Source organism: Streptomyces sp. NRRL F-4489, from assembly GCF_001509485.1.
Lineage (GTDB): Bacteria > Actinomycetota > Actinomycetes > Streptomycetales > Streptomycetaceae > Streptomyces.
The window spans coordinates 21,649-47,771 of the sequence record NZ_LLZI01000239.1 but is presented as its reverse complement, the minus strand read 5'-3'; the positions used below and the strand labels follow the sequence as shown (position 1 = coordinate 47,771).

Here is a 26,123-nt window from a genome sequence, read left to right as displayed (position 1 = left end):
CGCCGGGCCAGTCGGCGGGGAGCAGCGGGTCCGGCAGCAGCGGGTCGGTGACGAGGTGGCGGAGGACGGCCGCGGCGGCGGTGAAGCGGTCGGCGGGGGGGGCCGGGGCCCCCGGGCGGGGGGCCGGTTGGCGGGGGGGGGGGGCCCCGCGGGCGGCGGCCCCCCCGGCGCCCGCCCGAAGGGCGGGGAGAGCCCCGCCGCGTCCCGGTGCGCGGCGGGCGGTCGCACCGCCCCGGTGGCCGTGCGCGGTCCGTGCGGCCCCCCGCCGCGCGTATGCCCCGAGGCCGGCGGAGGCACAGCGCGTAACCCGCGGGAATCGAACGCGCGCCCGATAGTCGGCGGGGCCGTCCCCCGGGGCACGAGGGGTGCGCCCCTACCCCCCGGCCCCGTGCACCATGCGGAGGATTCCGCACCCCTTCCGGCGGCGAGGGGGCAGAGCGCCCGCCGAAAGCGCTACCGCGCGCTCTGCCCGTGCCGACCCGGCCATGGTTGTCTCTTGCCCGTCGAATTCGACCACCCGGAGAAACCACCCGACGATCCGAAATCCCAGAACTCGCCGACATCGCTGACAACTTCGCGCGCCCGCCCGGCCCGGCCTGCCGGAAATCCGGAAACGGGCGCCATTCGAACAGGAACAGCACACGCGACGGGAGTACGCACATGGAAACGCAAGCCGTACCGGAAGCCCAGGAATCGCCGGAAACGCAGGAGAACCGGGCCGCGGAGCACCCGCCGGCCGGCCGGGCCGCCCGCGCCGAGGCGGTCCGCGGCCGGGGCGCCCGCAGCGTCACCGCGGCCGCCGTCCTGCTGGCGGCCGGCGCGCTGGGCGTGGTCTCCGAGGAACCGGCCGAGGCGGTGAGCGGCACCACCTGGGACCGCCTGGCCCAGTGCGAGAGCGGCGGCAACTGGCGTACCGACACCGGCAACGGATTCTCCGGCGGGCTGCAGTTCGGCCACTCGACCTGGCATTCCTTCGGCGGCCGGGCCTACGCGCCGCGCGCCTCCCGGGCCAGCCGCGCGCAGCAGATCCAGGTCGCCGAGCGGGTCCTGGCCCGCCAGGGCTGGGGCGCCTGGCCGGCCTGCGCGGCCTCCCTGGGCCTGCGCGGCATCCCCCGCGGCGGCGGCACACCCACCCTCCCGGCCCCCCGGAAGGCCGCGCCCGCGCACCCGCGCACGGCCCGGCAGAAGCCCCACCGCACCCCGTACGAAAAGCCGCGGCACCGCGATTCCGGCGGCACCGTGGTGGTCAACACCGGCGATACGCTCAGCGGAATCGGCGCCGTCCACGGAAAGCCCTGGGAGGAAATCTACCGGCAGAACCGCCAGGTTATCGGCGCCGATCCGAATCTCATCTACCCGGGCACCCGGCTGACCGTCCACCGTTCCGGTACGGAATGACGGCAGGTGGACCCGGCCCAGTGAAGTGAACCGCCGGAAGAGGCAATCCACGGAAAAGTGAGCGGAATTCCCGGGGACGGGTGCACACGTCCCCGCCCGGAATTCCCCGGGCTTTCCGGAGGACCGCGGAAACCGGCGCGTGAGGGGGAGAGCAGGCCGTCCGGGGCGCCGCGGACGGCCTGCCGCGCGCGTTGGCTCAGTCCCGCCCGACCCGCCGCCGCACCTCGTAGGCGGCCAGCACCACACCCAGCGTGAGCAGGCTCAGCCAGAACTGCGCCCGGCTGTCCGGCAGTACCGCCATCGCCCCGATCACCAGCGCCATCAGCGCGATCGTCAGCCGGCTCAGCCATGGAAAGCCCCACATCCGCAGGGTCAGCAGCTCCGGCTCCTCGCGCTCCAGACGGCGCCGCATCCGCAGCTGCGCCACCGCGATCGCCAGATACACGAACAGCGCGATCGCACCGTAGGAGTTGATGAGGAAGGCGAAGACGACATCGGGCGAGATCCAGGCCGCGATCACCGACAGATAACCGGCCGACGTCCCGGCCAGCAGCGCCCGCCGCGGTACGCCGCTCGCGCTGACCCGGGTGAAGCCGCGCGGCGCGTCCCCGTTGCGGGTGAGCGCGAAGAGCATCCGGGACGAGGTGTAGAGCGCGGAATTCAGGCAGGACAGCACCGCGATCAGCACCAGGGCGTTCATCACCGTCCCGGCCGCCGGCACCGCCAGCCGGTCCAGCACCGCCGCGTACGGACTGACCTCGATCGCCCGCGCTGTCCACGGCACCACCGCGACCACCACGAGGACCGACAGCACGTAGAACGCCACCACGCGCAGCACGATCGACCGGATGGCGCCCGCCACCGCCCGCTCCGGCTCGGCCGATTCGGCGGCCGCGATGGTGACGATCTCCGCGCCGGTGAAGAAGCCGACGCACGGCACGACGGCGGCCAGTACCGCGCCGATACCGGCCGGCGCGAAACCGCCGTGCGCGGTGAGCAGGCCCAGCCCGCCGGACGAGCCCGGCCACAGCCCGAGCACATACAGCCCGCCGAGGAACAGGAACACCGCGATCGCCACGACCTTGACCGACGAGAACCAGTACTCGAACTCGCCGTAGGAGCGGGCCGAGACCAGGTTCGTCGCGGTCAGCAGCGCCATCAGCACCAGGCTCACCGCCCACAGCGGGGCGCCGGGCAGCCACAGCCGGACGATCCGGCCGCCCGCCACCGCCTCCACGGCCACCACGATCACGAAGAAGTACCAGTACAGCCAGCCCACCGCGAAGCCGGCCCGGCGCCCGAGGGTCTCCCGCACATGCGCGTAGAACGACCCGAGCGCCGGGCGGGCCACCGTCATCTCGGCGAGCATCCGCATGATCAGGACGGTCAGTCCGCCGGCCGCCAGGAACGACAGCACCGCGGCGGGCCCGGTGGACCGGATCACCACCCCGCTGCCGACGAACAGCCCGGCGCCGATCACCCCGCCCAGCGCGATCAGCGACATATGGCGGCGTTTGAGGCCCTGCCGCAGGCCGCCGCCGGCGGGGTCCGCGGCGGTCCCGGACGGGGCCGGCCGCGGCGGCCCGGTGTCCGGCGCGGTCTCGGCGCCGGAGGGTGTGGTTCCCGTACTCATGGGGCGCGACGCTAACGCGCCAATCCTGCGGCGCTGTTGCCGCAGTGTTGCAGCCGCTGCCGCTCAGCAGGGCAGCGCGCACACCGCCATCGGCGCGGGGAACGGCGCACCGGTCCGGGTCAGCGCCCCGCTCCGGGCGTCCACCGCGAACACCGTCACCGTCCCGGACTTCTGGTTCGCCGCGAACAGCCACCGCTGGTCCGGTGAGAAGGCCAGCTGCCGGGGGAAATCCCCGCCCACCGGGACGGTGTCCAGCAGCCGCAGCCGGGCGCCGCCGTCCGCCACCGCGTAGCGGGTGAGGCTGTTGTGGCCGCGGTTGGCCAGGAACGCGAACCGCCCGTTCCGGGTGACCAGGAGCTGCGCCGGATAGCTCACCCCGGGGCCGGTCCCGGTGGACTGCGGCTCCCCGGGCACCAGCCGCCCGCTGCCCGGGTCGTAGCGGCACACCGCGACGGTGTTGCCGACCTCGTTGGCCAGATAGGCGTACGCCCCCGAGGGGTGGAACGTCAGGTGCCGCGGGCCGGAGCCGGGCGGCAGCACCGCGTACGCCACCGGTGCCAGCGTCCCGGCCCGCCGGTCGAGGCGGTAGGTGTAGACGGTGTCGTTGCCCAGGTCCACCGCCAGGACGTGGCGGCTGTCCGGGGCCGTGGTGATCTGGTGCGCGTGCGGCCCGGTCTGCCCGGGGCCGGGCGGCGGGAAGGCGTGCGCCACCAGGTCCGTACGCGGCCCCAGCGCCCCGGTGGCCGGGTCGATGGGGTGCACCGCCACGCTCCCGGAGACGTAGTTGGCGCTCAGCAGCCACCGCCCGCCCGGATGCACGGACAGGTGGCACGGCCCGTCCCCGCCCGTGGAGCGGCTGCCCAGCACCACCGGGTCGCCGCCGCGCGGCAGCGCCACCGCCGTCACCGCGCCGTCCGTCCGCTCGTCGACCGCGTACAGCGTGCGGCGGTCCGGCGCGAGCGCCAGATACGACGGGTCGGCGACCCCGGCCACCACCCCGCGCGCGGTGAGCGCCCCGGTCGCCGGGTCGTAGCCGGCCAGCCCGATGCCGCTGCCGCCGCCCGGCCGCGAGGTGTACGTCCCCAGGAACAGCCGCCGCTCCCGCCGCGCCCCGGCAGGCCCCGCCGCCACCCCGGCCGCGCCCGCCGCCACCGCCCCGGCCGCCGCAACGAACCGCCGCCGCCCGACCCCGCCCCGCACCCCGGACCCTGTCTCCCTCATCCACCCCACCACCCCTGCTGCATAACTGAATTGATGAACCGTCAGCCTGGCTACCCTCAGGAACCCCGTACGTCCCGGTGATGACCACCGGCCCCGCGCGTAGCACTCCAGTCGTACGCCACAACCCATACCCGGACGGATTCGCCGCACCCCCCGCCTTCCGTACGTTCGTTCGTGATCACCGCAAACGGATGAGCGAGAGGCCAGAACGATGTACGGCAAGGCATTCGCCCCGGAGTACCAGGGCGAACTGGGCGCGGCACTGAGCGTGAACTCCTCGTACGAGGAGGTCCTGGCCACCGCGCACCGCGCCCTGGCCGCCGCTACCACCCCGCTCGCCCGCTCCAGAGCCCAGCTCGCCGTCGCCGAGGCCAACCGGCGGCTGGGCCGCGTCGAGGCGGCCGGCACCGCCTGGCGGGCCGCCTACCGCGCCGCCCGCACCGCCGGCGACCCGGCCGCCATGGCCTGGGCGCTGTGGAGCGGCGGCACCCTGGCCCGCCAGTGCGGCACCCTGCCGCTGGCCCGCCGGCTGCTCGGGCACGCGGTGGCGCTGGCCGAGACCGGCGGCGACCGCCTGGCCCACGGCTACGCGCTGGCCGGCCTCGCCGAGACCGGCCGCATCCAGGGCGACTACGCCGCCGTCGCCGCCCTCCACGAGGAACTCCTCGCCCAGGCCCGGAAGCACGGCGAGGCCCGCCACATGGTCTGGGCGATGTCCGGCATAGCCCAGATGCACCGCAACACCGGCGACCACGCCAAGGCCCTGGAGCTCTTCGAGGAGTCCGCGCGGATCGCCGAGGGGGCCGCCGACCACCGGGGCCGGGCCTGGTCGCTGCGCGGGGTGGCCGATGTGCTCTCGCTCCGCGGCGAGCCGGACCGGGCGCTGGCCCTGCTCTCCGAGGCCGAGACGCTGTGCCGCACCATGGACCTGGCCGGCGCGCTCGCCTACAACCACAAGATGCGCGGCAACGTCCTCTACCGCGCAGGACGCTACGCCGCCGCCCGCGACACCTACGCGCTGGCGCTGGGGGAGTTCCAGGAGATGCGGGAGCCGCGCGGCCAGGCGCTGTCCCGGCTGGGGCTGGCCAAGTCCCGCGCCCGGCTGGGCCGCGACCGCGCCGCGACCCTCGCCGAACTCGACGCCCTGGAGCGGGAGGTCGCCCGCATCGGGCTGCGCCACGCCCGCGAGGCGGTCATCGCCTTCCGCGCGGAGCTGACCGCGACACCGGCGGCAGGAACTCCCGCTCCGCGCTCCGGTGCCACCACTCGCCGGTCTCCCGCAGTTCCCGCCAGGTCGTGAAGCGGTAGCGGAACACCCGCGCCCGCACCCGGGCCGGCGGCACGTCCGGGAACGGATTGCGGCGCAGCAGCCGCAGGATGTCCCGGTCGTTCTCCAGCAGCCGGGACACCAGCGGCCCGAACCACGGCCGGGCGTAGGCCGGCGACAGCGCCGCGAACCACATCAGCCAGTCCAGCCGCAGGTGGTACGGCGCGAACTGGCGCGGCAGCCGGCCCGTCTCGCCCGGCTTGCCGTGGAACTCGTACGCCTCCCAGGTCGTTCCCGGACCGGAGACCGCGTCCGCCGTGCCCTCGATGACGATCTCCCGGCGGACGCGGGTGATGCTGCCGAACGCGCCGTAGGAGTTGACCAGCCGCAGCGGTTCGTAGGAGGTGTTCATCAGCTGGCCCCGGGTGATGAGGTTGCGTGCCGGGCGGTAGCTCAGGCCGATGACGCCGGCCGCGGCGGCGATCACCAGCGCCTCGAACCACACCGGCGCGGCGCCCGGCCCGGCCGGCGGACCGCCCCACAGCGGGGCCGCCGCCGACAGCGCCAGCGCGATGGTGATCCAGTTCAGCCAGGCGAAGTTGCCGGACAGCACCAGCCACAGCTGGGTGACCGCCATGCCCAGCGCCGCCCACCCGGCCACCGGCTGCGGGGTGAACAGCAGCACCGGCAGCACGAGTTGGGCGACGTGGTTGGCGGCCGTCTCGACCCGGTGCAGCGGCTTGGGCAGGCGGTGGAAGAACCAGCTCAGCGGGCCGGGCATCGGCTGCGTCTCGTGGTGGTAGTACAGGCAGGTCAGATCGCGCCAGCAGGGGTCGCCGCGCAGTTTGATCAGCCCGGCGCCGAACTCCACCCGGAACAGCAGCCAGCGCAGCAGCCACATGGTCAGCACCGGGGGAGCGGTGGCGGCGTTGCCCAGGAAGACCGCCAGCACCCCCGCCTCCAGCAGCAGCGTCTCCCACCCGAAGCCGTACCACGTCTGCCCGACGTTGACGACGGAGAGGTACATCGCCCACAGCACGGCCCACATCGCCATCGCCGCCCACAGCGGCACCGCGTCCGCCGCCCCCGCCGCGACCGCCGCCGCCAGCGCCGCCCCGCCCCACGCCCAGCCCGCGAAGAAGCGGTCCGAGTAGTGCAGGTGGAACACCGAGGGGGAGACCCGGAACGGCACCCGCGCGGTGAAGGCGGGGATCGGCAGCAGCCCCCGCTCGCCCAGCAGCGCCCGGAACTGCCGGGCCGCCGCCGTGAACGCGACCAGATAGAGCACCGCGAGCATCCGCTGGAAGACCAGCCGCCCGAGCCAAGAACCAGGATCCGCGAACCATTCCACCCGCCCATGGGTAGCACCGCGGCCACCGGCGCACCGGGCACGGCGCGCGGGCGGACTCCGCTCGCGCATACGCGCTACCTTCCCAGGCTACGGAGCGGCCCGGCGGCGGCAACCGGGGTGCCCCGGACGCCGCGCGGACGGGGGCCGGCGAGGCGGGCTGACGGCCGGTGGGGTGAATGACGGAGCGTGGCGGCGCGCCCGGGAGCGCCCCGGAGCGGGCCGGAGCGCCGGGCGGCTTTCCGGCCCCCCGACGACCCGCCGCAGCCACCGGAAATCGCCGAGCGGTCCGCCGGTCGCGCCGATATCCTGGCAGGTGACGGACGACCCTCCTGGGAGACGCCAACACCATTGGCCCGTCGCGGGAACGCCGCAAACCCTGGCCGACCTCCCGGTTTGTGACCCATGGCGCCACCGCGTCGGACCGATACCTCGAAGAAGGAGTGCGTGGTGGCAGTGCACAAGGCTCAACCCAAGCAGCCCCGGCTGAAGCAGGGCGAGCGCCCCGGGCGGATCAAGGAAGTCCGCAACCTCGAAGCGTGGGACCGCGGCGCCCCGGTGCGCCTGGCGGGCTGCGAGGAGGATCCGGGCGAAACCCATATCGTCCGCGGTATCGACTGACCCCGGCCGACCGGAACGCCGGCGCCGGCCCCGGCCCCCGCGGTGGGGCCGGGGCCGGCGGCCGTTCAGCATCCGGTCCGCGCGCCCGGCTTCAGGGCCGGCGGCCCAGCAGGCACAGCAGCCGGGTCAGCTCGTCCGCGCCCCGCGGCGGCTTCACCGGCGGCGCGAACAGCCCGGTGCCCGCCAGCGCCCCGGCGTACGGCTCGACCTCCCGCAGCGCGGCCGACACCAGCTCCGCCGGCAGCCGCTCGTCCGCGCCGATCGCCCGCGACAGGTCCCAGGTGTGCACCACCGCGTCCGCGGTCATCTGCGTGCAGTACGCGTCGGCCGGGGTCGTGCCGTAGGAGAGGTGGACGGAGCGGCGCAGCGCGCCCGGCCCGGCGAACGCCGCGTGCGCCGCCGCGGCCGCCCGGTCCCAGGCGCCCACCGGGTCCTCGCCCAGCTGGTCGCCGTCGAAGTCCCCGTCCAACTCGGCGATCGTGGCGCCGTCCCGCACCAGGCGCGGCACCCACAGCTGCTCCGCGGTCAGATGGTTGACCAGGTCGAACACCGACCACTCGGTGCACGGGGTGGGCGCCTCCCACTGGTCCTCCCGGACGGCGTGCACCCGGGTACCGAAGAGGGCCAACGCCTCGCCGTGGGCGCGCAGGATCGCGTTGTCGTTCATGGTGTCGAGAATAGGAGCGGGCACCGGCGGCGGCGCCCGGTGCGGGGCGATCGGAGCACCGGGGCGGGATGGCGCGGGGCGCTCTGGTGGGCGCCCGGCGGTTGGCTGTTCAATGAGCCGGACCGGTGTGCGCCGGTCCTGGCCGCTCCCCCTGGAGGCACCATGGAACCCGCCGCACCGCCCGCCGCCGCCCCCGCCGTGCGCTGCGCCGGCCACGAGCGCGGCTATCCGGAACTCCTCGACCGCGCCGCCCGGATCGCAACGGGCCTGTCCGAGCTGGGAGTCGGGCCCGGCGACCGGGTCGCGGTCGTGCTGCGCAACGAACCCGCGCACCTGGAGATCACCGCCGCGGCCGCCCAGCTCGGCGCCTGCGCGGTCCCCGTCAACTGGCACTTCCACCAGGACGACCTGCGCCATGTGCTCACCGACAGCGGCAGCGCGGTGGTCTTCGCGCACACCGATCTGCTGCCCGCGGTGACCGCCGTGCTGCCCGAGGGCGTCCCGGTCGTCGAGGTCCCCGTACCGCCCGGGGTGGCCGTCGCCTGCGGCCTGCCCGCCCCGCCCGCCACCGGCCGCCACCCGCTCCTCGACACCTGGCTGACGGAGCATCCGCCGCTGGCCCGCCCCGTCGAGGACCGCCCGCCCACCGTCATCTACAGCTCCGGCACCACCGGCCGCCCCAAAGGGGTGCTGCGCGAACCGGTCGGCCCGGAGCGGCTCGCCGAGGCGGTCGCGGGCTTCCTCGAATACTTCGCGGTCCCGCCCGGCGGCCGGACGCTGATCCCGGCGCCCCTCTACCACGCCGCGCCCAGCCAGCACGCGGCGCTGGCGCTGGCGGCCGGACTGGACATCACGCTGATGCCGCGGTTCGACGCCGAGGAGTTCCTGCGGCTGGTCGAGCGGTACGGCATCCAGCAGACGCAGATGGTCCCCACCATGTTCGTCCGGCTGCTGCGGCTGCCCAAGGAGGTCCGCGAGCGCTACGACCTGTCCTCGCTGACCTCCGTGGTGCACGCCGCCGCGCCCTGCCCGCCGCATATCAAACACGCCATGATCGACTGGCTGGGACCGGTCCTGCGGGAGTACTACGGCGGCAGCGAGACCGGCGCGGTGACCTGGTGCGACAGCGCCGAGTGGCTGGCCCGCCCGGGCACCGTCGGCCGCGCCCAGGGCACCTGCGCGGTCGCCGTCCTCGGCCCCGAGGGGCAGGTGCTGCCGCCCGGCGCCACCGGCGAGGTCTACGTCCGGCCCGCCGACCTCTGGCCCCGCTTCAGCTACCTCGGCCACCCGGACGCCCGCGCCGCCATGGAGGCCCCCGGGCTGCCCGGATACGTCACCCTCGGCGACCTCGGCCACCTCGACGAGGACGGCTACCTCTACCTCAGCGACCGCCGCGCCGACCTGGTCATCTCCGGCGGCGTCAACATCTACCCGGCGGAGATCGAGGGCTGCCTGCTCGCCCTGGACGGGGTGCGGGACGCCGCGGTGTTCGGCGTCCCCGACGAGGAGTACGGCGAGGCGCTCGCCGCCCACCTGGAGACCGACCCCCGGGTGCGGCTCACCGCCGCCGCGGTCCGCGCCCATGTCGCCGGGCGGCTGGCCGGCTACAAGGTGCCGCGCACGGTCGTCTTCGAGGAGCGGCTCCCCCGGGACGAGTCCGGCAAGCTCTTCAAACGCCGCCTGCGGGACCCGTACTGGGACGGCCACGGCCGCCGGATATGACCCCGGCGGCCGCCGCGCGTCCCCCGCTCAGCCCACCGCCGCGTCCAGCACCGGAATCAACTCCCGCTCCTCATAAGTGAGATGCTCCTCCAGCTCATCCGTCAGCCGCTCGACCTCGGCGCGGACCGCGCCGGGATCCGCGGCCGGCGCGGCCAGCACCTCCCGCAGCGCGGTGAGGAGCGCCGCGATGCTCCGGTGCTCCTCGTCGAGCCGGTCCAGGACGGGCGCCAGATCCGGCCGCTGGCGGCGGAGCGCCGGGAACATCATCAGCTCCTCGCCCTTGTGGTGGTTGTCCAGGCCCTGGCACAGCGTCAGGCAGTTGACGCGCAGCTGGGCGCCCAGGACCGTCCCGGTGGCGGTCAGTTCCCGGCGGATCAGGGCCAGTTCCCGGCGGAGCGCCTCGTGCACGAGGCCCATCGTCTCGCCCGGCGTCGCCCCGGCGAACCGCGGCGGACCGGCCTGCGCCGGGGTCAGCGCCACCACCGGGATGGTCCGCCGGGTCTTCTCCTGGCAGGCGGCCCAGCCCGGATCGGCCTCCACGGCGCGGGCGAACACCTCGTCGCGCTCCGCGCCGGCCAGGACGGTGGCCTCCGCCTCGTAGGTGAAGATCCCGTTCTCCACCGTCACCCGGGGATGGGCGACGAGGTTGCGGAACCACTGCGGGTGGCGCGGGGAGCCGCCGGCCGAGGCGATCACGAACACCCGCTCGCCGTCGGGGAGATAGCCGACCGGCGTGGTGTGCCGGGCGCCGGTCCGGGCTCCGGTGGTGGTGAGCAGCAGCAGCCGGCCGCCCTCGAAGGGGCCGCCGACCCGGCCGTTGTTGGCCCGGAACTCGTTGATGACCTGCTGGTTGAAGTCAAGGGGCATGAAGGGGTGCGTCTCCAGGGATGAGAAGCCCGGGGCGGGACCGCCGCCAGGGCAGGGTGAAGCGCCCACCCGACGGCGGCGGCGCGGCAGGGCGCGCGGCACGGCGGCGTCGGTGGTGCGGGTGGAAGAGGGCGCGCCGGGCGGCCGCGCGCGGCGGTGCCGGCGGCGCGGTGCGGGTGCGCGGAGAAGCGGAAGGAAGTGAGGGGGAAGGGGCAGGGGCGGGTCGCGTACCCGCCGCGCGGTCACTGAGTGACCGGGTGCCCAACTCGTGCGTGGCCCAAGGCCGACCCGGTAGTCACGGCGCCCACCGTACGGGCACACCCGTACGAAGGCAACGCGGAACCGATCGCTCCGTTCGCCGCCCCCGTCCACCGCCGCCATGGCCCCCGATACAGTCGGCACCACAGCAGACCAGGGCAGACCGGCACAGACACGCGGCTGCCACGGGAACCGGGGGCTGCCCCGGGGGGAGGACGAACCGCGAGATGAGCCGCCGTTCCCAGGGATTACTCGGCATCTGGGCCGAGGCGCAGCGCCAGCAGCAGCGCCGGGCGGAGGCCGAACACCGCGCCCGCGCGCAGCAGCAGCGCGACCAGGAGCGCCAGGCCCGCGCCGCCGAACGCGCCATGGCGCGGATGCACCGCGAACGGCAGACCGCCTACCGCCGGCAGCGCGAGGCCGACGCCCAGCGCCGCACCGAGGAGCTCGACGCCCGGGTCGAGGCCCTCACCGGCCTGCTCGCCGCCGGCTGCCGGGCGCCCGCCTTCACCGCCGACGCCCTGCTCCGCCCCGAACGCGTCGAGCCGTTCGCCCCCGGCGCCCTGGCCACCCCGGTGGCGATGCCCGACCCGGCGCGCTACCAGGCGCACGCCGGCGGAATGCAGTTCGGCGCCCGCCGGGACCGCGCCCAGCAGGAGGCCCGCGCCCGCTTCGAGCAGGACTGGTACGCGGCCCAGGCCGCCGAGGCCCAGCGGCAGGCCCGGCTCGCCGCCTACCGGCAGCAGTACGACCAGTGGGCGGCCGCCGCGCTCGCGGAGATCCGGCAGCACAACGCCGGTGTCGCGGAACTCCTCGCCGGCCTGCGCGCCGGCGAACCGGACGCGGTCGTCGAATACTTCTCCGCCGCCCTGTACTCCGGCACCTCCTGGCCCGAGGGCTTCCCCCGCCAGCTCAGCGCCGGCTATGACACCGCCGCCCGCCAGCTCGTCCTGGACTGGGAACTGCCCGGCTACGACACCGTCCCCGCCGCCAAGGCCGTCCGCTACCTCCCCACCCCCGACGAGGAGCGGGAGACCGCCCGCCCGGCCGCCCAGCGCCGCGCCCTGTACCGCGACGTGCTCGCCCAGAGCGTCCTGCTGGTGCTGCGCGACCTGTTCGCCGCCGACCCGCACGGCGCCCTGGACTCGGTGGCCCTCAACGGCTTCGTCGACGACGTCGACCCGGTCACCGGCCGCCCCGCGAAGATCGTCCTGGCCACCGTGCTCGCCACCCGCGACGCCTTCGCCTCCTTCCACCTGGACAAGGTCAGCGCCCCCGAGTGCCTGACCGAGGGCCTGCGCGGACAGCTCTCCGCCCGCCCCGACCAGCGCGCCCCGGTACGCCCCGGCCGCCGTCCGGACGACATATCGGGCGGCAGCGCGGTGGTCTCCCACGGCACCGAGGGCGAACCGGACCTGTACGCCATGGACCCGCTCGCCTTCGAGCAGCTGATCGCCGAGCTGTTCCGCGCCATGGGCATGCAGGCGGTCACCACCCAGCGCTCCGGCGACGGCGGGATCGACGTGGACGCCCTCGACCCGGACCCGGTCCGCGGCGGCAAGATCGTCGTCCAGGTCAAGCGCTACCGCGCCACCGTCCCGCCGACCGCCGTCCGCGACCTGTACGGCACCGTCCAGTCCGAGGGCGCCAACAAGGGCGTGCTGGTGACCACTTCGCAGTTCGGGCCGGGCGCGCACAGCTTCGCCCAGGGGAAGCCGCTCACCCTGATAGCCGGGCCGGAACTCGTCGACCTGCTCGGCCGCCACGGGCTGCGCGGCCGCCTCGGCCCCGGCGGCGACGCCCCCGCACCGCCCGCCGGCCCGCCCGGTGGTGACCACAACGTCCTCGCCCTGAACTGGTCGGGCCCGGCCGCCCTGGACATCTGCGCCCTGGTCTGCGCGGGCGGCACGGTCCTCGGCGAGGACCACTTCGTCTTCTTCAACAACCCCGCCACACCGGACGGTTCGGTGCGGATGCTGCCCGGCGTCACCGAGGACCGGGCCGCGCTGCGGGTCGGCTTCGGCGAACTGCCGCCGGCCGCCGACCGGCTGGTGCTGGTCGCCGCCGTGGACCCGGAGACCGACCCGGACGGCCACCTCGGCGGCTTCGCCGACGCCCGGATCCGCCTCCTGGACGCCGCCGGCGGGGAACTGGACCAGCTGCCGGTCTCGGACGGACGGCCCGGCGAACGCGCGCTGGTCCTCGGCTCGTTCCGCCGCCGCGCCGGCGGCGACTGGGAATTCGTCCTGGGCGGCAAGGGCTATCCGGGCGGCCTGGCCGCCCTGGTGGCCGACTTCGGGATCGAGGTGGCCTGAGGGGGCGCGGGCCGGGGGCGGTCCCGGGGCGCCAGGGCCGTCCGGGGGACAGCGGCGGACACCGCCGCATACGGTCGATTTCCGTCATCGAACGACTGGTATCTGTCGGATATGAGCGCGTTCTCCCGGTACGCAGCGGCCGCCCTGCTCCCCGTCCTCGCGGCTCTGGCCGCACTGGCCACCGGCTGCGGCGCCGGGCCGGATGCCCCACCGGCCGACGCACCGGGGTCCGGCGCCCGGCGGCCCGCCGCGCCGCACCCCGCGCAGCGCGCCGCCCGGCCCGTCCCGCACCACCGGGCCGGCGCTCCGGCCGCCCGCCCGTTCACCCTGATCGCCTCCGGTGACGTCATCCCCACCCACCCCGACGTCCTCGACACCGCGCGGGACGACGCACCGGTGGCCGGCGGCTACGACTTCCGGCCGATGCTGCGCGGCATCCGGCCCCTGATCTCCGGCGCCGGACTCGCCCTCTGCCACCTCCAGGCCCCGCTCGGCCCGCTGGACGGCCCGTTCACCGGCTACCCGGCGCTCCAGGCCCCGCCGCAGATCGCCGCCGCCCTCAAGGCGACCGGCTTCGACTCCTGCGCCACCGCCTCCCACCACGCCCTCGACCAGGGCCCGGACGGCGTCCGCCGGACCCTCGACGCGCTGGACACCGTGGGCCTGCGGCACACCGGCACCGCCCGGGACGCCGCCGAGGCCGCCCGCCCGGCCCTGCTGCGCACCCCCGGCGGCGCCCTGGTCGCCCACCTCGCCTACGCCTACGCCACCGACGGCGACCGGCCCCCGGAGGACGCGCCCTGGGCGATCGCCCCGCTCGACCCGCGGCGCGTCCTCGCCGACGCCCGGGCGGCCCGCCGCGCCGGTGCCGATGTGGTGGTCGTCAGCCCCTACTGGGGCACCGAGTACCGCACCGCCCCGGATACCCGGCAGCTCCGCCTCGCCCGCACCCTCACCGCCGCCCGCGCCGGCGGCCGCCCTGCCATCGACCTGATCGTCGGCGGCGGCCGCGCCCACACCCCGCAGCCGTTCGAGAAGGTCAACGGCACCTGGGTCGTCTACGGGCTCGGCGACCAGCTCGCCGGGGCGATGAGCCAGGAGCGCGGGGACTGGGGGACGGCCGCGCGGTTCCGCTTCGTGCCGCCCGCGCGCCCCGGGGAGCGCTGGCGGGTCGCCCGCGCCGAGTACGTACCGCTGCTGACCGACACCGGCCCGCCCGTACGCGTCCTCGACCTCGGCCGGACCCCCGGGTACGAGGACGCACGGGCCGAGATCCGCCGGGCGGTGCTCAGCCGCGGCGCGGCGGACGACGGGCTCGTACGGGGGCGCTGACCGGCGGCGCCCGCGGGCCGGCGGCGGTCCTCCCGTACGGAACGCCGCCGCGATGTGAAACCCTTGTGGAGACGCGGACCCGCCGACCACCGGATCGGCCAGGCAGGAAAGGAGCCGGAGGGCAGTGAGCGAGAGTGCGGCCGTCCGGCCCCGCAACCCCCGCGGCCAGGGCGAGCGCCTGCGGGAGGAGCTGCTGCGGGCGACCGAGCGCCTCCTGGAGGAGGTCGGCAGCGAGGACGCGCTGTCGCTGCGCGCGGTGGCCCGCGAGGCCGGGGTCGCCGCGCCGAGCATCTACCGGCACTTCGCCGACAAGACCGAGCTGGTCTGGGCCACGCTGGAGATCAGCTACGAGCGGCTGGCGCACGCCATGACCGACGCCGCCGAGCGCGCCGACGAGGACGATCCGGTGGAGCGGCTGCGCGCCCAGCTCCGCGCCTACTGCCGCTACGCCATAGCGCACCCGGCCAACTACCGGCTGCTCTACGAGACCCGGCAGAGCCCGGTCGACCCCGAACGGCTCGCCGGGCACCCGGCCGGGCTGCTGGTGCGCAGCTGGCACCACGCGCTGACCGCCTGCGAGGAGGCGGGCTGGCGGGTGCGCGGTTCGCGCGCCGAGGCGCCGTACCTGCTGTGGTCGGCGGTGCACGGCCGGGTGATGATCTGGCAGGTCATGCCCAGCCGCAAGGACACCGGCCGGCTGGACCGGTTCGTGGACGAGATCCTTCAACTGCTGCTGGAGCGCTGAGCGGGAGCGCCCCAAGGCCCCGGTCGTTCGTATACGGCCGGGGCCTTTCGCGTACCTGTTGCGGGGCCTTCGGCATGCCCGCTGCCGGGACCTGCGCCCCGGGCCTGTGCGCCTGGCCTGTGGGTCCTCCGCCCCCGCCCGTCTGTTCCTTCCGTCACTTTCCGCTCGGGACCCTCGGCGTTTACCCGCTCATTACGCATGTAAGTTTACGCTTGTTAGGCGAAGGATCGACGCATGGCGCACACCCACCGGTGTGCGCGCGAGGAGCGAGATGACCGACATGATCGACACGACAGTTCCCGCCGCCCCGGGGCCGCTGCCCGTCCAGCCCCCGGCCGGCTGCCCCTTCGACCCCCCTGCCGAGTTCGGCACCCTGCGCACCGAGGCGCCGATCTCCCCGATCTCGCTCCCCGACGGCAGCCGCGCCTGGCTCGCGACCCGCTACGCCGACATCCGCGCGATCCTCGGCGACACCCGCTTCAGCTCCGACACCACCGTCCCCGGCTACCCCCTCAGCGGCATGACCGGCGGCGGCAGCACCCAGCACCGCGGCTTCATCCGCATGGACCCGCCCGAGCACACCCGGCTGCGCCGGATGGTCACCCGGGAGTTCATGGTCAAGCGCGTCGAGGCGCTGCGCCCGGAGATCCAGCGCCTGACCGACGAGCTGTGCGACGCCATGGAGCGCCGGTCCGGCGAGCCGGTCGATCTGGTCGAGGCGCTGGCGCTGCCCGTTCCCTCGCTGGTGATCAGCCTGCTGCTCGGCGTCCCGTACGAGGACCACGACGTCTTCCAGCACCTCACCGGCAAGCTGCTCTCCCGCACCATCGCCGAGGACGCGCGCGAGGCCGCCCGGGTCGAGCTGCGCGAGTACCTCGACGCGCTGGTCACCGCGAAGGAGAAGGAGCCGGGCGACGACATCCTCGGCCGGCTGATCACCGAGCAGCAGCGCACCGGCGAGATCGGCCACGACGACGTCACCGCGTTCGCCGCCCTGCTGCTGATCGCCGGGCACGAGACCACCGCCAACATGATCGGCCTGAGCGCCCTGACGCTGATGCGCGACCCGGAGGCCGCCGAGCAGCTGCGCCAGGACCCGTCCCTGATCCGCGGCGCCGTCGAGGAGCTGCTGCGCTTCCACAGCATCATCCGCAACGGCCCCCGCCGGGTCGCCACCGCCGACATCGAGATCGGCGGGCAGCTCATCAGGGCCGGTGAGGGCGTGGTGGTCGCCGTCCCGTCCGCCAACCGCGACGAGACCGTCTTCGCCGACCCCGACCGCCTCGACGTCCGCCGGCCCAACGCCCAGCACCACGTCGCCTTCGGCTACGGCATCCACCAGTGCCTCGGCCAGGCCCTGGCCCGGGTCGAGCTCCAGGTCGTCATAGCCACCCTGCTGCGGCGCTTCCCCGCGATGCGGCCCGCCGTGCCCGTCGAGGAGATCCCGTTCCGCACGGACATGGCCATCTACGGCTGCCACTCCCTGCCCGTCGTCTGGTGACCCGGGCCCGCGGTGGCCGGTTTGCCGCCGGCCCGCCCGCGCCCACCACCCGTACGGCATGATCCTCACCGGAACGACCCGTACGGAAGCACCAACCCGCTACCCGCAATCCGCAACAACTCGCAACGCGCAACCCGCAGTTCGCATCCCCCACGGAGCCACCACCATGAAGATCACCCTTGACGCCGACAAGTGCTGTGCCGCCGGTCAGTGCGTGCTGATCGCCCCCGAGGTCTTCGACCAGCGGGACGAGGACGGCGTGGTCGTCCTGCTCGACGCCGAACCGCCCGCCGAGCAGCACGCCGCGGTCCGCGAGGCGGCCGCCATCTGCCCGGCCGCCGTCATCGAGGTCCAGGAATGACCGCCCTCCCGATCGCCGTCGTCGGGGCCTCGGCGGCCGGTATCACCGCCGCCGAGGCCCTGCGCCGGGCCGGCTGGACGGGCCTGCTGACCCTGATCGGCGACGAACCCCACCTCCCGTACGACCGGCCGCCGCTGTCCAAGCAGCTGCTGCACGGCGCCTGGGAGCCGGAGCGGCTGCGGCTGCGCACCGGCGAGCAGCTGGACCCGCTCGGCCTCGACCTGCGGCTCGGCACCCGCGCCACCGGCCTCGACGTCGCCACCCGCACCCTCACCCTGGACGGCGGGGAGCGCCTGGCCTGCGCCGGCGTGATCGTGGCGACCGGGGTGGCGGCCCGCACCCTGCCCGCCGCCGACGGCCTGGCCGGCGTCTTCACCCTGCGCACCCTGGACGACGCCCTCGCCCTGCGCGGCGACCTGGCCGGCGGCCCCCGCCGCCTGGTCGTGGTCGGCAACGGCGTCCTCGGCTGCGAGGCCGCCGCGGTGGCCCGGGAGCTGGGCCACGACGTCACCCTCGTCGGCCGGGAACCGGTCCCGATGGCCGCCGCGGTCGGCAGCGGGATCGGGGAACTGCTCGCCGAGGAGCACCGGGCGCGCGGCGTCCGGCTGCTGACGGGAGAAGTGGCCGGGTTCGAGACGGCCGCCACGACGGCCGGTGCGGACGCGCCGGCCCGGGTCGGCGGCGTCCGGCTGGCCGGCGGCGAACTGCTGCCCGCCGACCTGGTGCTGCTCGCCATCGGCTCCGCGCCCGCCGTGGGCTGGCTGACCGACCCGGCCCTGGACACCACCGACGGCCTGCGCTGCGACGCCTACTGCGCCGCCGCCCCCGGCATCTACGCCGCGGGCGACGTGGCCCGCTGGGACCACCCGGTGCACGGCCGCCCGCTCCGCTTCGAGCACCGGATGAACGCCACCGAGCAGGCCATGGCCGCCGCCCGCAACCTCGTCGCCGAGCTCGCCGCCGAGGGGGCCCTGCCGGGCGCCGCCGAGGGCGCGGAGCCCCCGGAGCGCCGGCCGTTCGCCCCGGTGCCGTACTTCTGGTCCGACCAGTACGCCCTCAAGCTCCAGGCGTACGGCCTGACCACCGGCGCCGACGAGGTGGAGACCACCGTCCTGGACCGCGACGCCCGCCGCGCCGTGGCCCTCTTCGGCCGCGACGGCCGGGCGGTCGGGGTGCTCGCCGCCGCCCTGCCGCCCCGTCAGATACGCGCCCTGCGCGCGGTGGTCGCCACGCCCGTCCCCTGGGAGGAGGCCCGCGCCAAGGTCCAGGCCGCCACCGCCGCCGCCTGACCCGGGGCACCTGGCGGGCGCGCTTGACCGGCCGGCCCCGGGGGCACCCGCTCCCGGGGCTGCCGCCCCCGGCAGCCGCACGACGGCTCGGTCCCCGGCGGTCCGCTACTGTACGCGGGTCAGTTCACCCCGCGGCCGGCACGCGACGGCCGCGGCACGACGAAGGGGCACCACCCGTGGCAGACATAGAGCAGGCCAGGGCGACGTTCGCGCGGTTCGACGCGGACGGCGACGGCCGGGTCACGCCGGACGAGTTCAAGCGCGCCATGGCCGAGATGGGCGACCCGCTGGTCACCGGCCCGATGGCCGAGGCGGTCATCAACGCCAAGGACACCGACGGCGACGGCCTGATGTCCTTCGACGAGTTCTGGCGCTCCATCCAGGGCTGAGCCCCGCCGCGGCCCGGCCCGCGGGCCGGAGCCGCCGGCCCCGCCCGCGGGCGCACGCCCCGCCACCGGCCCCGCCCGCGTACTCCGCGTACCGCCGCGCGCCCTCAGCGCCCGCCGCCGCCCGGCTGCCGCGCCGCCCGGGCGAGCGACGCGGGCGTGCCCACCGGGGGCGGGGCCGCCTGCGCGCCGGTGCCCCAGCGGGACGGCTCCGGGCCGACAGCGAAGGCCAGTTGGCGCCCGGTGCGCAGGTCGGCGGTGGTGAGGTAGGTCCGGTCCAGCGGGGCGCCGCCGAACCGCACCGCTTGGATGTAGCGGTGGGCGGACGAGGTGCCGGGCGCCGTGACGGTGAGACGGCCCGCCGGGAAGTACCGGCGGTCCAGCGTCAGTTCCACCCGGTCGAAGACCGGTGTGCTCAGCCCCCAGGTATCGGTCCCCGGCTGCACGGGGAACAGCCCGATCGACGACAGCACCATCCACGCCGACATCGTCCCCAGATCGTCGTTGCCGGTCATCCCGGACGGGCTGTCGGTGAAGAGCGTCAGCGCGGCGTGCACCACATCCGTCGTCTTCCAGGGGTGGCCGGTCGAGAGATAGGTGTACGGGGCGATCAGGTCCGGCTCGTTCTGCGGGTTGTACTTGTCCGCGTTGTAGTAGTCGTACGGCCCGTGCACCCACACCTCGCGGGCGGTCCGCGCCGGATCCTTCAGCAGCCGCGGATAGGCGAAGAAGGCGTCCAGCCGCTCCGCCGCCTTCTCCCTGCCGCCCAGCAGCGCCAGCATCCCGGGCAGGTCCTGCGGCACCAGCCACTGGTACTGCCAGGCCGTGCCCTCGTGGAAGCCCTCGCCCTTCGCCGGATCCGCGGGCCCGGTGAACGCGCCCGCCGCGTCCCGGGCCCGGAAGAAGCCGGTCGAACGGTCGAAGATCCGCCGGTAGTTCAGCGCCCGCGCGGCATAGCGGTCCGCGTCCGCGCGATGGCCCAGATCCGCCGCCACCCGCGCCAGCATCGCGTCCGACAGCGCGTACTCCAGCGTCGCCGAGGCCCCGTGGTCGTAGTCCGAATCACCCGGCTTGCGGTGCGGCCTTCCCTTCACGAACGGGACGTAACCGCCCTTCAAGTACTCCGGATTGCCCTCCCGGCCGACCGCCGGGGACGCCGCGGGCGGCACCCCGTCGGCGTTCTTCCGCAGCGCCGCGTACGCCTCCTCCTCGTGCCCCGCCAGCAGCCCCTGCCGGAGCGCGTTGGTGAGGAACGGCGTCACCGGGTCGCCGGTCATCACATTCGTCTCGACCGTGCCGTAGCCCCATTTGGGCAGCCAGCCGCCCTCCCGGTCGATCCGCAGCACCGACAGCGCCATGTCCCGCGCCTCGCGCGGCGCGAGCAGCGACAGCAGCTGGGTCTGGGTGCGGTAGGTGTCCCACAGCGACCAGTTCTGGTAGTAGGTGAAGCCCTGGGCGCGGTGCGGCCGCCCGTCCCAGCCGGTGTACCGCCCGTCCGCGTCGCCGCCGATATTGGGCGCCAGGAACGCGCGGTAGAGCGACGAGTAGAAGGTCCGCCGCAGCGTCCGGTCGCCGCCGCTGACGCGCACCAGCCGCAGCCGCCGCTCCCACGCCGCGTCCGCCGCCGCCCGGGCCGCGGCGAACGAACTCCCGCCCTCCGCCCGGAGGTTGCCCGCCGCGCCCGCCGCGTCCACGTAGCTCAGCGCGGTGGTCGCCTCGACCACGCGGTCCCGGCGGGTGTCGAAGCGGACGTACGCGCCGTGCCGGCCGGGCGCGGTGGAGTCCCGCGACCCGGGCGTCACGGTGTCACCGCGCCAGGTCCCGTACGCGGTGAACGGGCGGCTGAAGCGGGTGACGGTGTAGAGGGTGTACGGCCGGGTGTCCTGGCAGAAGCCGCGGCCGGTGAGCGCGGTGCGGACGGTGCGGTTGTCCAGTACCTCGACGCGGGTGGAGACCGTCCGGTGCAGCGACTGGCCGGCGTTGATCAGCACATTGGCCTGGTCGGTGGCCGGGAAGGTGTACCGCTGCCGGCCGGTGCGGGCGGTCGCGGTCAGCTCGGCGGTGATCCCGCCGTACGAGGTCAGCCGCACCCGGTAGTAGCCGGGGCGGGCCCGCTCGCCGTCATGGGTGAAGGCGGCGGCGTAGGCGGCGTTGTCGGTCGCGGTGATCCGGCCGGTGGTCGGCAGGACGGGCAGGTCGCCGCCGAGCCCGCAGCCCACGCCGGAGAGGTGCACCGCCCCGAACCCGCGGATCCGGTGGTCGTCGTAGTCGTAGCCGGTGCTGTGCCCGGTGTCGGGGGAGAGCTGCACCATGCCGAACGGCACCGCCGCCCCGGGGAAGGTGTTGCCCTCGTCGCGCGTGCCGATGAAGGGGTTGACCAGATCGGTGAGGCGCTCACCGGCCCGCTCCGGCGCGGCCGGGCCGGTCCGCGAGTTCGGGGCGGCCTGCGCGGCGGGCACGGTGAGCGCGCCCGCCAGCAGCACCACCGCCAGCGCCGCGCCCGCGAGACGGGGCCGGTCACGTCCGGTCCAGGGCATGAGAAGACCTCCAGAGGGCCGACAACGTTGTCGGAGGCGGGGTCATTCTTGGCCCGGCCTGACGACCCGTCAAGAGGACGCGGCGGTGGGCGGACCACCGCGGGAAAGGAACCGGCCAGCCGTCAGACGGCCCTGCCGCGGCATCGGCGCGCGGGCCCGTCACCGCCCGTCGCCCGCACCCGTCCCCTCCGCCGCCGCCAGCGCCGACCGGCGGTAGGAGTACGAGAAGTACACGACCAGGCCGACCACGAACCACACCGCGAACCGCACCCAGGTCTGCCAGGCCAGGAACGTCACCAGCCACAGCGAGAAGCACACCCCGAGCGCCGGGACCACCGGCATGCCCGGCGTGCGGAAGGTGCGCGGCAGGTCCGGCCGCTTGTAGCGCAGCACGATCACCGAGACGCAGACCACCACGAACGCCAGCAGGATGCCGATATTGGTGAGTTCGGCCGCCTCGCCGATCGGCAGGAAGCCGGCGATCAGCGCGGACGCGCACCCCGCGATCCAGGTGACCCGCACCGGCACGTGGTGGGTGGCGCTGGTCTTGGCGAACCACCGCGGCAGCAGCCCGTCCCTGCTCATCGCGTACCAGACCCGGGTCACACCCAGCATGAACGTGAACATCACCGTCAGGATGCCGATGATCGCGCCGACCGCGATCACGTCCGCCAGCGCGTCCAGTCCCACCGACTTGAACGCCGACGAGAAACCGCTCTCCGGGTCGATCCGCCGGTAGTTCTCCATCCCCGTCAGCACCAGGCAGGCCAGCACGTACAGCACCATCGAGACGGCCAGCGAGTACAGGATCGCCCGGGGCATGTGGCGCTGGGCGTCCTTGGACTCCTCGGCGGCGGTGCTCATCGCGTCGTAACCGAAGACCGCGAAGAAGACCGTCGCCGCGCCGGTGAACGCGCCGCTCACCCCGAACGGGAAGAAGGGCCGGTAGTTGGCGGTGTCGAGGTGGAAGAAGCCGACGCCGACGACCACCAGCACCACCAGCACCTTCAGCCCCACCACCAGCGTCTCGAAGCGGGCCGCGTTGCGGATGCCCAGGGTGAGCAGATAGGCGATCAGCAGGCAGAGCACCGCCGCGAAGAGGTCCACCCGGTGCCCGGGGCCGGTGCCGGGCGCGCCGAGCATCCAGGCCGGCAGCCGCACGCCCAGTTCGCCGAGGAGGAAGGAGAAGTAGCCGGAGATGCCGATCGCCACCACCGCCACGATCGCGGTGTACTCCAGCAGCAGGTCCCAGCCGATGAACCAGCCGGCCAGTTCACCCAGGACCGCGTAGCCGTAGGTGTAGGCCGACCCGGCCTTCGGGATCAGCCCGGCGAACTCCGCGTACGAGAACGCCGCGGCGGCGCTGGCCACGCCCGCGATGAGGAAGGACACCAGGACCGCGGGGCCGGCCGTCCCGTTGGCGACGGTGCCGGCCAGTGTGAAGATGCCGGCGCCGATGATCCCGCCGACGCCGATCGCGGTCAGCTGCCACAGGCCCAGTTCGCGGGTGAGCCGCTGGCCCGCGGTGCCCTCCGGCTGCTCGATGTGCTCGATGGGCTTGCGGCGCCAGACGCCCTCGCCGGGGCGCAGCAGGCGTGCCATGGATGATCCTCCGTACGCTCGGTACGTCGCCGCCGTGGTGCGACGGCGGATCATCATGGTCCGCGGGGAGCGCCGGGCGAAGGCGGCGCGGCGGCGGGGCCCCGATCGGCCCCCCGGGGGTCAGTCCCAAGGTGGCGGCGCCAGGCACTCAGGCCGGCAGAGGCACGATGCTCACCGCGCGGTAGTCGTAACCGTCTTGTTTGCAGCCGGGGGCTTCCCACGTGAGGTCTACCTGCTGCCCGACCGACATAGCGCGGAAGCCGGCCATCTGAAGGGCACAGGAAATCGGGACTTTTCACGATCAGCTCAAGCGGCTCGCAGGCGCCTGCGGGTGGAGGACCGCGTACAGGGCGTCCACCAGCTGCCGCTGGGTCGCGACAAGTTGCTGTTGAGTCAGGAGGAGCGATTCACGACTGACCGGCGGCCAGGCTGGAAGATCGTGGAGAACGCGGACCCAGGACAAGTAGTGGTCCCCCGCGTCACGGGCGAACGCAACGACGGATCTGACCGGAATCTCGATCTCGTCCCGCGGGCCTTCGAGCCGTGCCAGATTGGCGTGCTGTTCCACATCGGCGAGGGCCGCGTGGAGAGGCGCTTCAAGCTCCTCCACCGTACGGGCGCGGATGGAGCCCTCCGGCGTCTTGATGAGGGCCACGAAGGCGGCAACGGCAGACAGCAGCGCGGCGTAGGTGTCCCGTCGCCCCTTCCACAGGGTGAGATCCTGCTGACCCGCGTTGCTCGTGACCGCCGCGGTGACGGCGGCGTCGATTCCCTTTGATGCGGCCCGGGATGCCGCGACGAATGCCAGGGCTCCTACGACGAGCGAGCCGACCGTGGATATCACGCCGTTGAGAAGTGTGTACTTCCATTCGTCCATGCCCAGATCATGCCGGACCAGCGTGGGCGCGGGGGGTGGATCAGTGAGTTGCCGCCCGCCTGAAGCCGCAGGTCAAAGGGCTGGTGTGAGCGGTCCCGGGGGCACTCGGTACACAGGGCAGAGGCAGGGAGGGAAGGCTCGGGGGCGAGTACACCCTGTCGGGGGGACTCATCGACGGCCAGGACGCGGGCTACTCGACGATGCAGGTCGGCGGCGGCAAGGACAAAGTGGTGCTGACGTTCCCCGAGTACGGGGGCGACGGACCCAGGGTGGTCACCTGCGCGCGGGTGGAGGCCCATGCGGCTCCTTGACCCCGGTGGCCAGCACAGTGCCGTTCCCGCCGGCCTCCAGGAGCACGGTGGGGCTGTACCTCCGCTCCGGCGGGCGGGCCGAACGCCGTGCGCCGAGTCGCGTAGGGCCTGTCCGCCATGCATCGTGGATTGCATCGGAACGAAGGAGCGGACGACATGGGAGACCACGTCTACCGGGTCACCGAGATCGTTGGATCATCCGCCGAAGGGATCGACCCGGCTATCCGGAACGGCATCAACCGTGCCTGCGAAAGCCTCCGCCAGGTTGATTGGTTCGAGGTCACCGAGATCCGCGGCCACATCGAGGACGGACACCTCGCCCACGTCCAGGTCGGCCTGAAGGTCGGCTTCCGCCTGGAGGAATCCAGCGGCTAGGCAGCGGGCTGGTCCTCAGCCATGAGGTGAAGGGGCGTGCCGGCTTCAGGGGACGACCGTCACCGGCCACCGCCCGGCCTTCACCAGGCGGACCGCGACCGAGCCCATGATGCGGTGTCCGGCGGACTCCGAGGCGCCGACCACCACCGCGTCGGCCTTGAGCTCGTCGGCCATCCGCACCATGCCGTTGTACGGGTCGCCGCGCAGCGTGTGGAACTCCCAGCGCAGGTGGTATATCCCGTCCATCCGCTCGGTGGCCTTGCGGATCTCGGCCATCAGCTCCTCGGCGACCTCGCCGGTGGTGTCGAGCACCGGCGCGCCCATCGCCGCCCCGGTGGCCAGCACCGGCTGGACGTAGACCATGACCAGCTTCGAGCCCTGGCGGCGGGCCAGCCCGGCCGCGTAGGCCGCGGCGCGCCAGGACGAGTCGGAGCCGTCGACGCCGACGACGATGACCTTCGGGCCGTCCGTGCCGCGTTCGAACCGCGCGGCCGCTGCGTTGTCCTCCACACCGTAGTCCTCCACACCAGGGAGGTTATCCGCACATCTGTGCCCGGTGGGGTCAGGGGCCGGGCGACCGCGCCCCGGCGTCCCCGTGCAGCGCGGGCGCGGGCGGCCAGCGGTCCGGGGCGAGCACGCCCAGGACGTACGCCTTGGCGACCAGGGCGGTGCGGCCCTGGACGCGCCAGCGGCGGGAGAGCCGGGTGAGGTGGTAGTTGACCCCGTCGACGGTCAGGCCGAGGGCGCCGCCGATCGCGGCGGTGGTCGCCCCGCCGGCCGCCAGCGCCAGGATCCGGGCCTCCACCGGGCTCGCGGCGGGCGGCCCGGGCGGCGCGGCGGGTGCCGCCGGAGTGTCCTCGCGGAGCAGGGCCAGCAGCGCGGGCGGGGAGGCGGACGGGTCGCCGACCGGATCGATCGTCAGCTCGCCGGTGCGTTCCGCTTCCCCGGGCGCGGTCCGCCAGTCGACCCGTACCGGGTAGCGGGAGCGGCGGCCCAGCCGCAGCGCGTCCATGATGCGGGCGATCTGGGCCGGGTCGCGGGGCCGGAAGCGGTCCAGCAGATTCCGGCCGCGGAGCTGGCCGGGGACGGCGCCCCACTGCGCGGCCATCGCCGGATTGGCGATCAGCACCTCGCCGTCGGCCCGGCACACCGCGATCGGGATGGGGATGCGGTCGAGCAGCATGAGGAAGTAGTCACGGTACGGGCTGACGGCGCAACCGGACGGCAGGCCGGCGGGGCCCGGCAGGCCGGCGGGCCCCGGCCGCTCCCGGTCCGCGCCCGCCGCGTTGCTCTCCGGCATGCCGCTGTCCGCCGGGTCTCCGCCCGGCGCGCCGCCGTCCGCCGCCTCGCGCATCGCCCCGTTTCCGCCCTTTCTCCCGTGCCGCCGGCGGCCCCTGCCGCATCCGCGCCGTCCGCGCAAGACCGGCCGGCGACAAACCACTGCACAATCATGCAGTTCCCGGGGCCGGAGCGGGGCACCGGGCCGGTCA

Annotated in this window: 22 protein-coding genes and 1 pseudogene; 12 read left to right on the top strand and 11 right to left on the bottom strand. The window is 74.7% G+C overall.

Translation table 11 applies throughout. The features are described 5' to 3' along the window. Nucleotides 1-660: 660 nt before the first annotated feature. Nucleotides 661-1,398 (top strand): transglycosylase family protein, encoded by a 738-nt coding sequence (locus ADL22_RS36855; RefSeq protein WP_066982628.1) that lies wholly within the window; start codon nucleotides 661-663, stop codon nucleotides 1,396-1,398. 196 nt (nucleotides 1,399-1,594) lie between these two features. Here the strand turns inward: ADL22_RS36855 and ADL22_RS22420 are convergent, their stop codons facing one another. Then, nucleotides 1,595-3,031, bottom strand: coding sequence for an amino acid permease (locus ADL22_RS22420; protein ID WP_079064341.1), 1,437 nt, complete (start codon nucleotides 3,029-3,031; stop codon nucleotides 1,595-1,597). 63 nt (nucleotides 3,032-3,094) lie between these two features. Then, nucleotides 3,095-4,252, bottom strand: coding sequence for a lactonase family protein (locus ADL22_RS22415; RefSeq protein ID WP_066982625.1), 1,158 nt, complete (start codon nucleotides 4,250-4,252; stop codon nucleotides 3,095-3,097). 211 nt (nucleotides 4,253-4,463) lie between these two features. Between ADL22_RS22415 and ADL22_RS22410 the strand changes: the two genes are divergently transcribed. Then, nucleotides 4,464-5,552, top strand: coding sequence for a tetratricopeptide repeat protein (locus ADL22_RS22410; RefSeq protein WP_066982622.1), 1,089 nt, complete (start codon nucleotides 4,464-4,466; stop codon nucleotides 5,550-5,552). On the opposite strand, the gene ADL22_RS22405 is transcribed toward ADL22_RS22410, so the two are convergent. Next, on the bottom strand, nucleotides 5,446-6,870 hold the full coding sequence (locus ADL22_RS22405; protein WP_066982619.1) for a lipase maturation factor family protein: 1,425 nt from the start codon (nucleotides 6,868-6,870) through the stop codon (nucleotides 5,446-5,448). The two genes, ADL22_RS22410 and ADL22_RS22405, sit on opposite strands and share 107 nt — an antisense overlap. 447 nt (nucleotides 6,871-7,317) lie before the next feature. On the opposite strand from ADL22_RS22405, the gene ADL22_RS35475 reads away from it, so the two are divergent. Beyond that, a complete protein-coding gene (locus ADL22_RS35475) occupies nucleotides 7,318-7,488 on the top strand; it encodes a hypothetical protein (protein WP_159048710.1) in 171 nt (56 codons plus the stop codon). Nucleotides 7,489-7,579: 91 nt separating this feature from the next. Here ADL22_RS35475 and ADL22_RS22400 read toward each other — a convergent pair whose 3' ends face one another. Continuing rightward, on the bottom strand, nucleotides 7,580-8,155 hold the full coding sequence (locus tag ADL22_RS22400) for a TIGR03086 family metal-binding protein (protein ID WP_066982616.1): 576 nt from the start codon (nucleotides 8,153-8,155) through the stop codon (nucleotides 7,580-7,582). Nucleotides 8,156-8,317: 162 nt separating this feature from the next. On the opposite strand from ADL22_RS22400, the gene ADL22_RS22395 reads away from it, so the two are divergent. Further along, complete coding sequence (locus ADL22_RS22395; RefSeq protein ID WP_066982614.1) at nucleotides 8,318-9,877, top strand: AMP-binding protein; 1,560 nt, start codon at nucleotides 8,318-8,320, stop codon at nucleotides 9,875-9,877. Between the two features lie 27 nt (nucleotides 9,878-9,904). On the opposite strand, the gene ADL22_RS22390 is transcribed toward ADL22_RS22395, so the two are convergent. Then, on the bottom strand, nucleotides 9,905-10,744 hold the full coding sequence (locus ADL22_RS22390) for a nitroreductase/quinone reductase family protein (RefSeq protein WP_066982611.1): 840 nt from the start codon (nucleotides 10,742-10,744) through the stop codon (nucleotides 9,905-9,907). 485 nt (nucleotides 10,745-11,229) lie between these two features. Between ADL22_RS22390 and ADL22_RS22385 the strand changes: the two genes are divergently transcribed. From ADL22_RS22385 to ADL22_RS22355, 7 genes are all read left to right on the top strand, one after another. Further along, entirely contained in the window at nucleotides 11,230-13,317 is a 2,088-nt protein-coding gene (locus ADL22_RS22385) for a restriction endonuclease (protein ID WP_066982608.1), read from the top strand. Between the two features lie 111 nt (nucleotides 13,318-13,428). After that, the gene (locus ADL22_RS22380) at nucleotides 13,429-14,649 is read left to right on the top strand and encodes a CapA family protein (RefSeq protein WP_066982605.1); all 1,221 of its coding nucleotides are present in this window, start codon (nucleotides 13,429-13,431) and stop codon (nucleotides 14,647-14,649) included. A 124-nt stretch (nucleotides 14,650-14,773) separates the two neighbouring features. Next, nucleotides 14,774-15,394 (top strand): TetR/AcrR family transcriptional regulator, encoded by a 621-nt coding sequence (locus ADL22_RS22375; RefSeq protein WP_066982603.1) that lies wholly within the window; start codon nucleotides 14,774-14,776, stop codon nucleotides 15,392-15,394. A 271-nt stretch (nucleotides 15,395-15,665) separates the two neighbouring features. Further along, the gene (locus ADL22_RS22370) at nucleotides 15,666-16,895 is read left to right on the top strand and encodes a cytochrome P450 (RefSeq protein WP_066982600.1); all 1,230 of its coding nucleotides are present in this window, start codon (nucleotides 15,666-15,668) and stop codon (nucleotides 16,893-16,895) included. 166 nt (nucleotides 16,896-17,061) lie between these two features. Continuing rightward, on the top strand, nucleotides 17,062-17,256 hold the full coding sequence (locus ADL22_RS22365) for a ferredoxin (protein ID WP_066982597.1): 195 nt from the start codon (nucleotides 17,062-17,064) through the stop codon (nucleotides 17,254-17,256). After that, nucleotides 17,253-18,545, top strand: coding sequence for an NAD(P)/FAD-dependent oxidoreductase (locus tag ADL22_RS22360; RefSeq protein WP_066982594.1), 1,293 nt, complete (start codon nucleotides 17,253-17,255; stop codon nucleotides 18,543-18,545). Before ADL22_RS22365 ends, ADL22_RS22360 begins: the two co-directional genes overlap by 4 nt. 176 nt (nucleotides 18,546-18,721) lie before the next feature. Continuing rightward, a complete protein-coding gene (locus ADL22_RS22355) occupies nucleotides 18,722-18,934 on the top strand; it encodes an EF-hand domain-containing protein (protein ID WP_066982591.1) in 213 nt (70 codons plus the stop codon). Between the two features lie 104 nt (nucleotides 18,935-19,038). Here ADL22_RS22355 and ADL22_RS22350 read toward each other — a convergent pair whose 3' ends face one another. The 4 genes and pseudogenes from ADL22_RS22350 to ADL22_RS22340 form a co-directional block, all read right to left on the bottom strand. Next, complete coding sequence (locus ADL22_RS22350; RefSeq protein WP_107116362.1) at nucleotides 19,039-21,468, bottom strand: GH92 family glycosyl hydrolase; 2,430 nt, start codon at nucleotides 21,466-21,468, stop codon at nucleotides 19,039-19,041. Nucleotides 21,469-21,627: 159 nt separating this feature from the next. Next, a complete protein-coding gene (locus ADL22_RS22345) occupies nucleotides 21,628-23,070 on the bottom strand; it encodes an amino acid permease (protein WP_066982588.1) in 1,443 nt (480 codons plus the stop codon). A 148-nt stretch (nucleotides 23,071-23,218) separates the two neighbouring features. Beyond that, nucleotides 23,219-23,344, bottom strand: a pseudogene (locus ADL22_RS36345) (cold shock domain-containing protein); the annotation flags it as partial. A 27-nt stretch (nucleotides 23,345-23,371) separates the two neighbouring features. Beyond that, nucleotides 23,372-23,947 (bottom strand): hypothetical protein, encoded by a 576-nt coding sequence (locus ADL22_RS22340; RefSeq protein WP_066982585.1) that lies wholly within the window; start codon nucleotides 23,945-23,947, stop codon nucleotides 23,372-23,374. 467 nt (nucleotides 23,948-24,414) lie between these two features. On the opposite strand from ADL22_RS22340, the gene ADL22_RS22335 reads away from it, so the two are divergent. Continuing rightward, nucleotides 24,415-24,633: a dodecin gene (locus tag ADL22_RS22335; protein ID WP_066982583.1), complete on the top strand. Its 219-nt coding sequence runs from the start codon at nucleotides 24,415-24,417 to the stop codon at nucleotides 24,631-24,633. A 45-nt stretch (nucleotides 24,634-24,678) separates the two neighbouring features. On the opposite strand, the gene ADL22_RS22330 is transcribed toward ADL22_RS22335, so the two are convergent. Then, nucleotides 24,679-25,143: a universal stress protein gene (locus ADL22_RS22330; protein WP_066982637.1), complete on the bottom strand. Its 465-nt coding sequence runs from the start codon at nucleotides 25,141-25,143 to the stop codon at nucleotides 24,679-24,681. A gap of 52 nt (nucleotides 25,144-25,195) precedes the next feature. After that, the gene (locus ADL22_RS22325) at nucleotides 25,196-25,987 is read right to left on the bottom strand and encodes a PAS domain-containing protein (protein WP_079064340.1); all 792 of its coding nucleotides are present in this window, start codon (nucleotides 25,985-25,987) and stop codon (nucleotides 25,196-25,198) included. Nucleotides 25,988-26,123 lie beyond the last annotated feature (136 nt).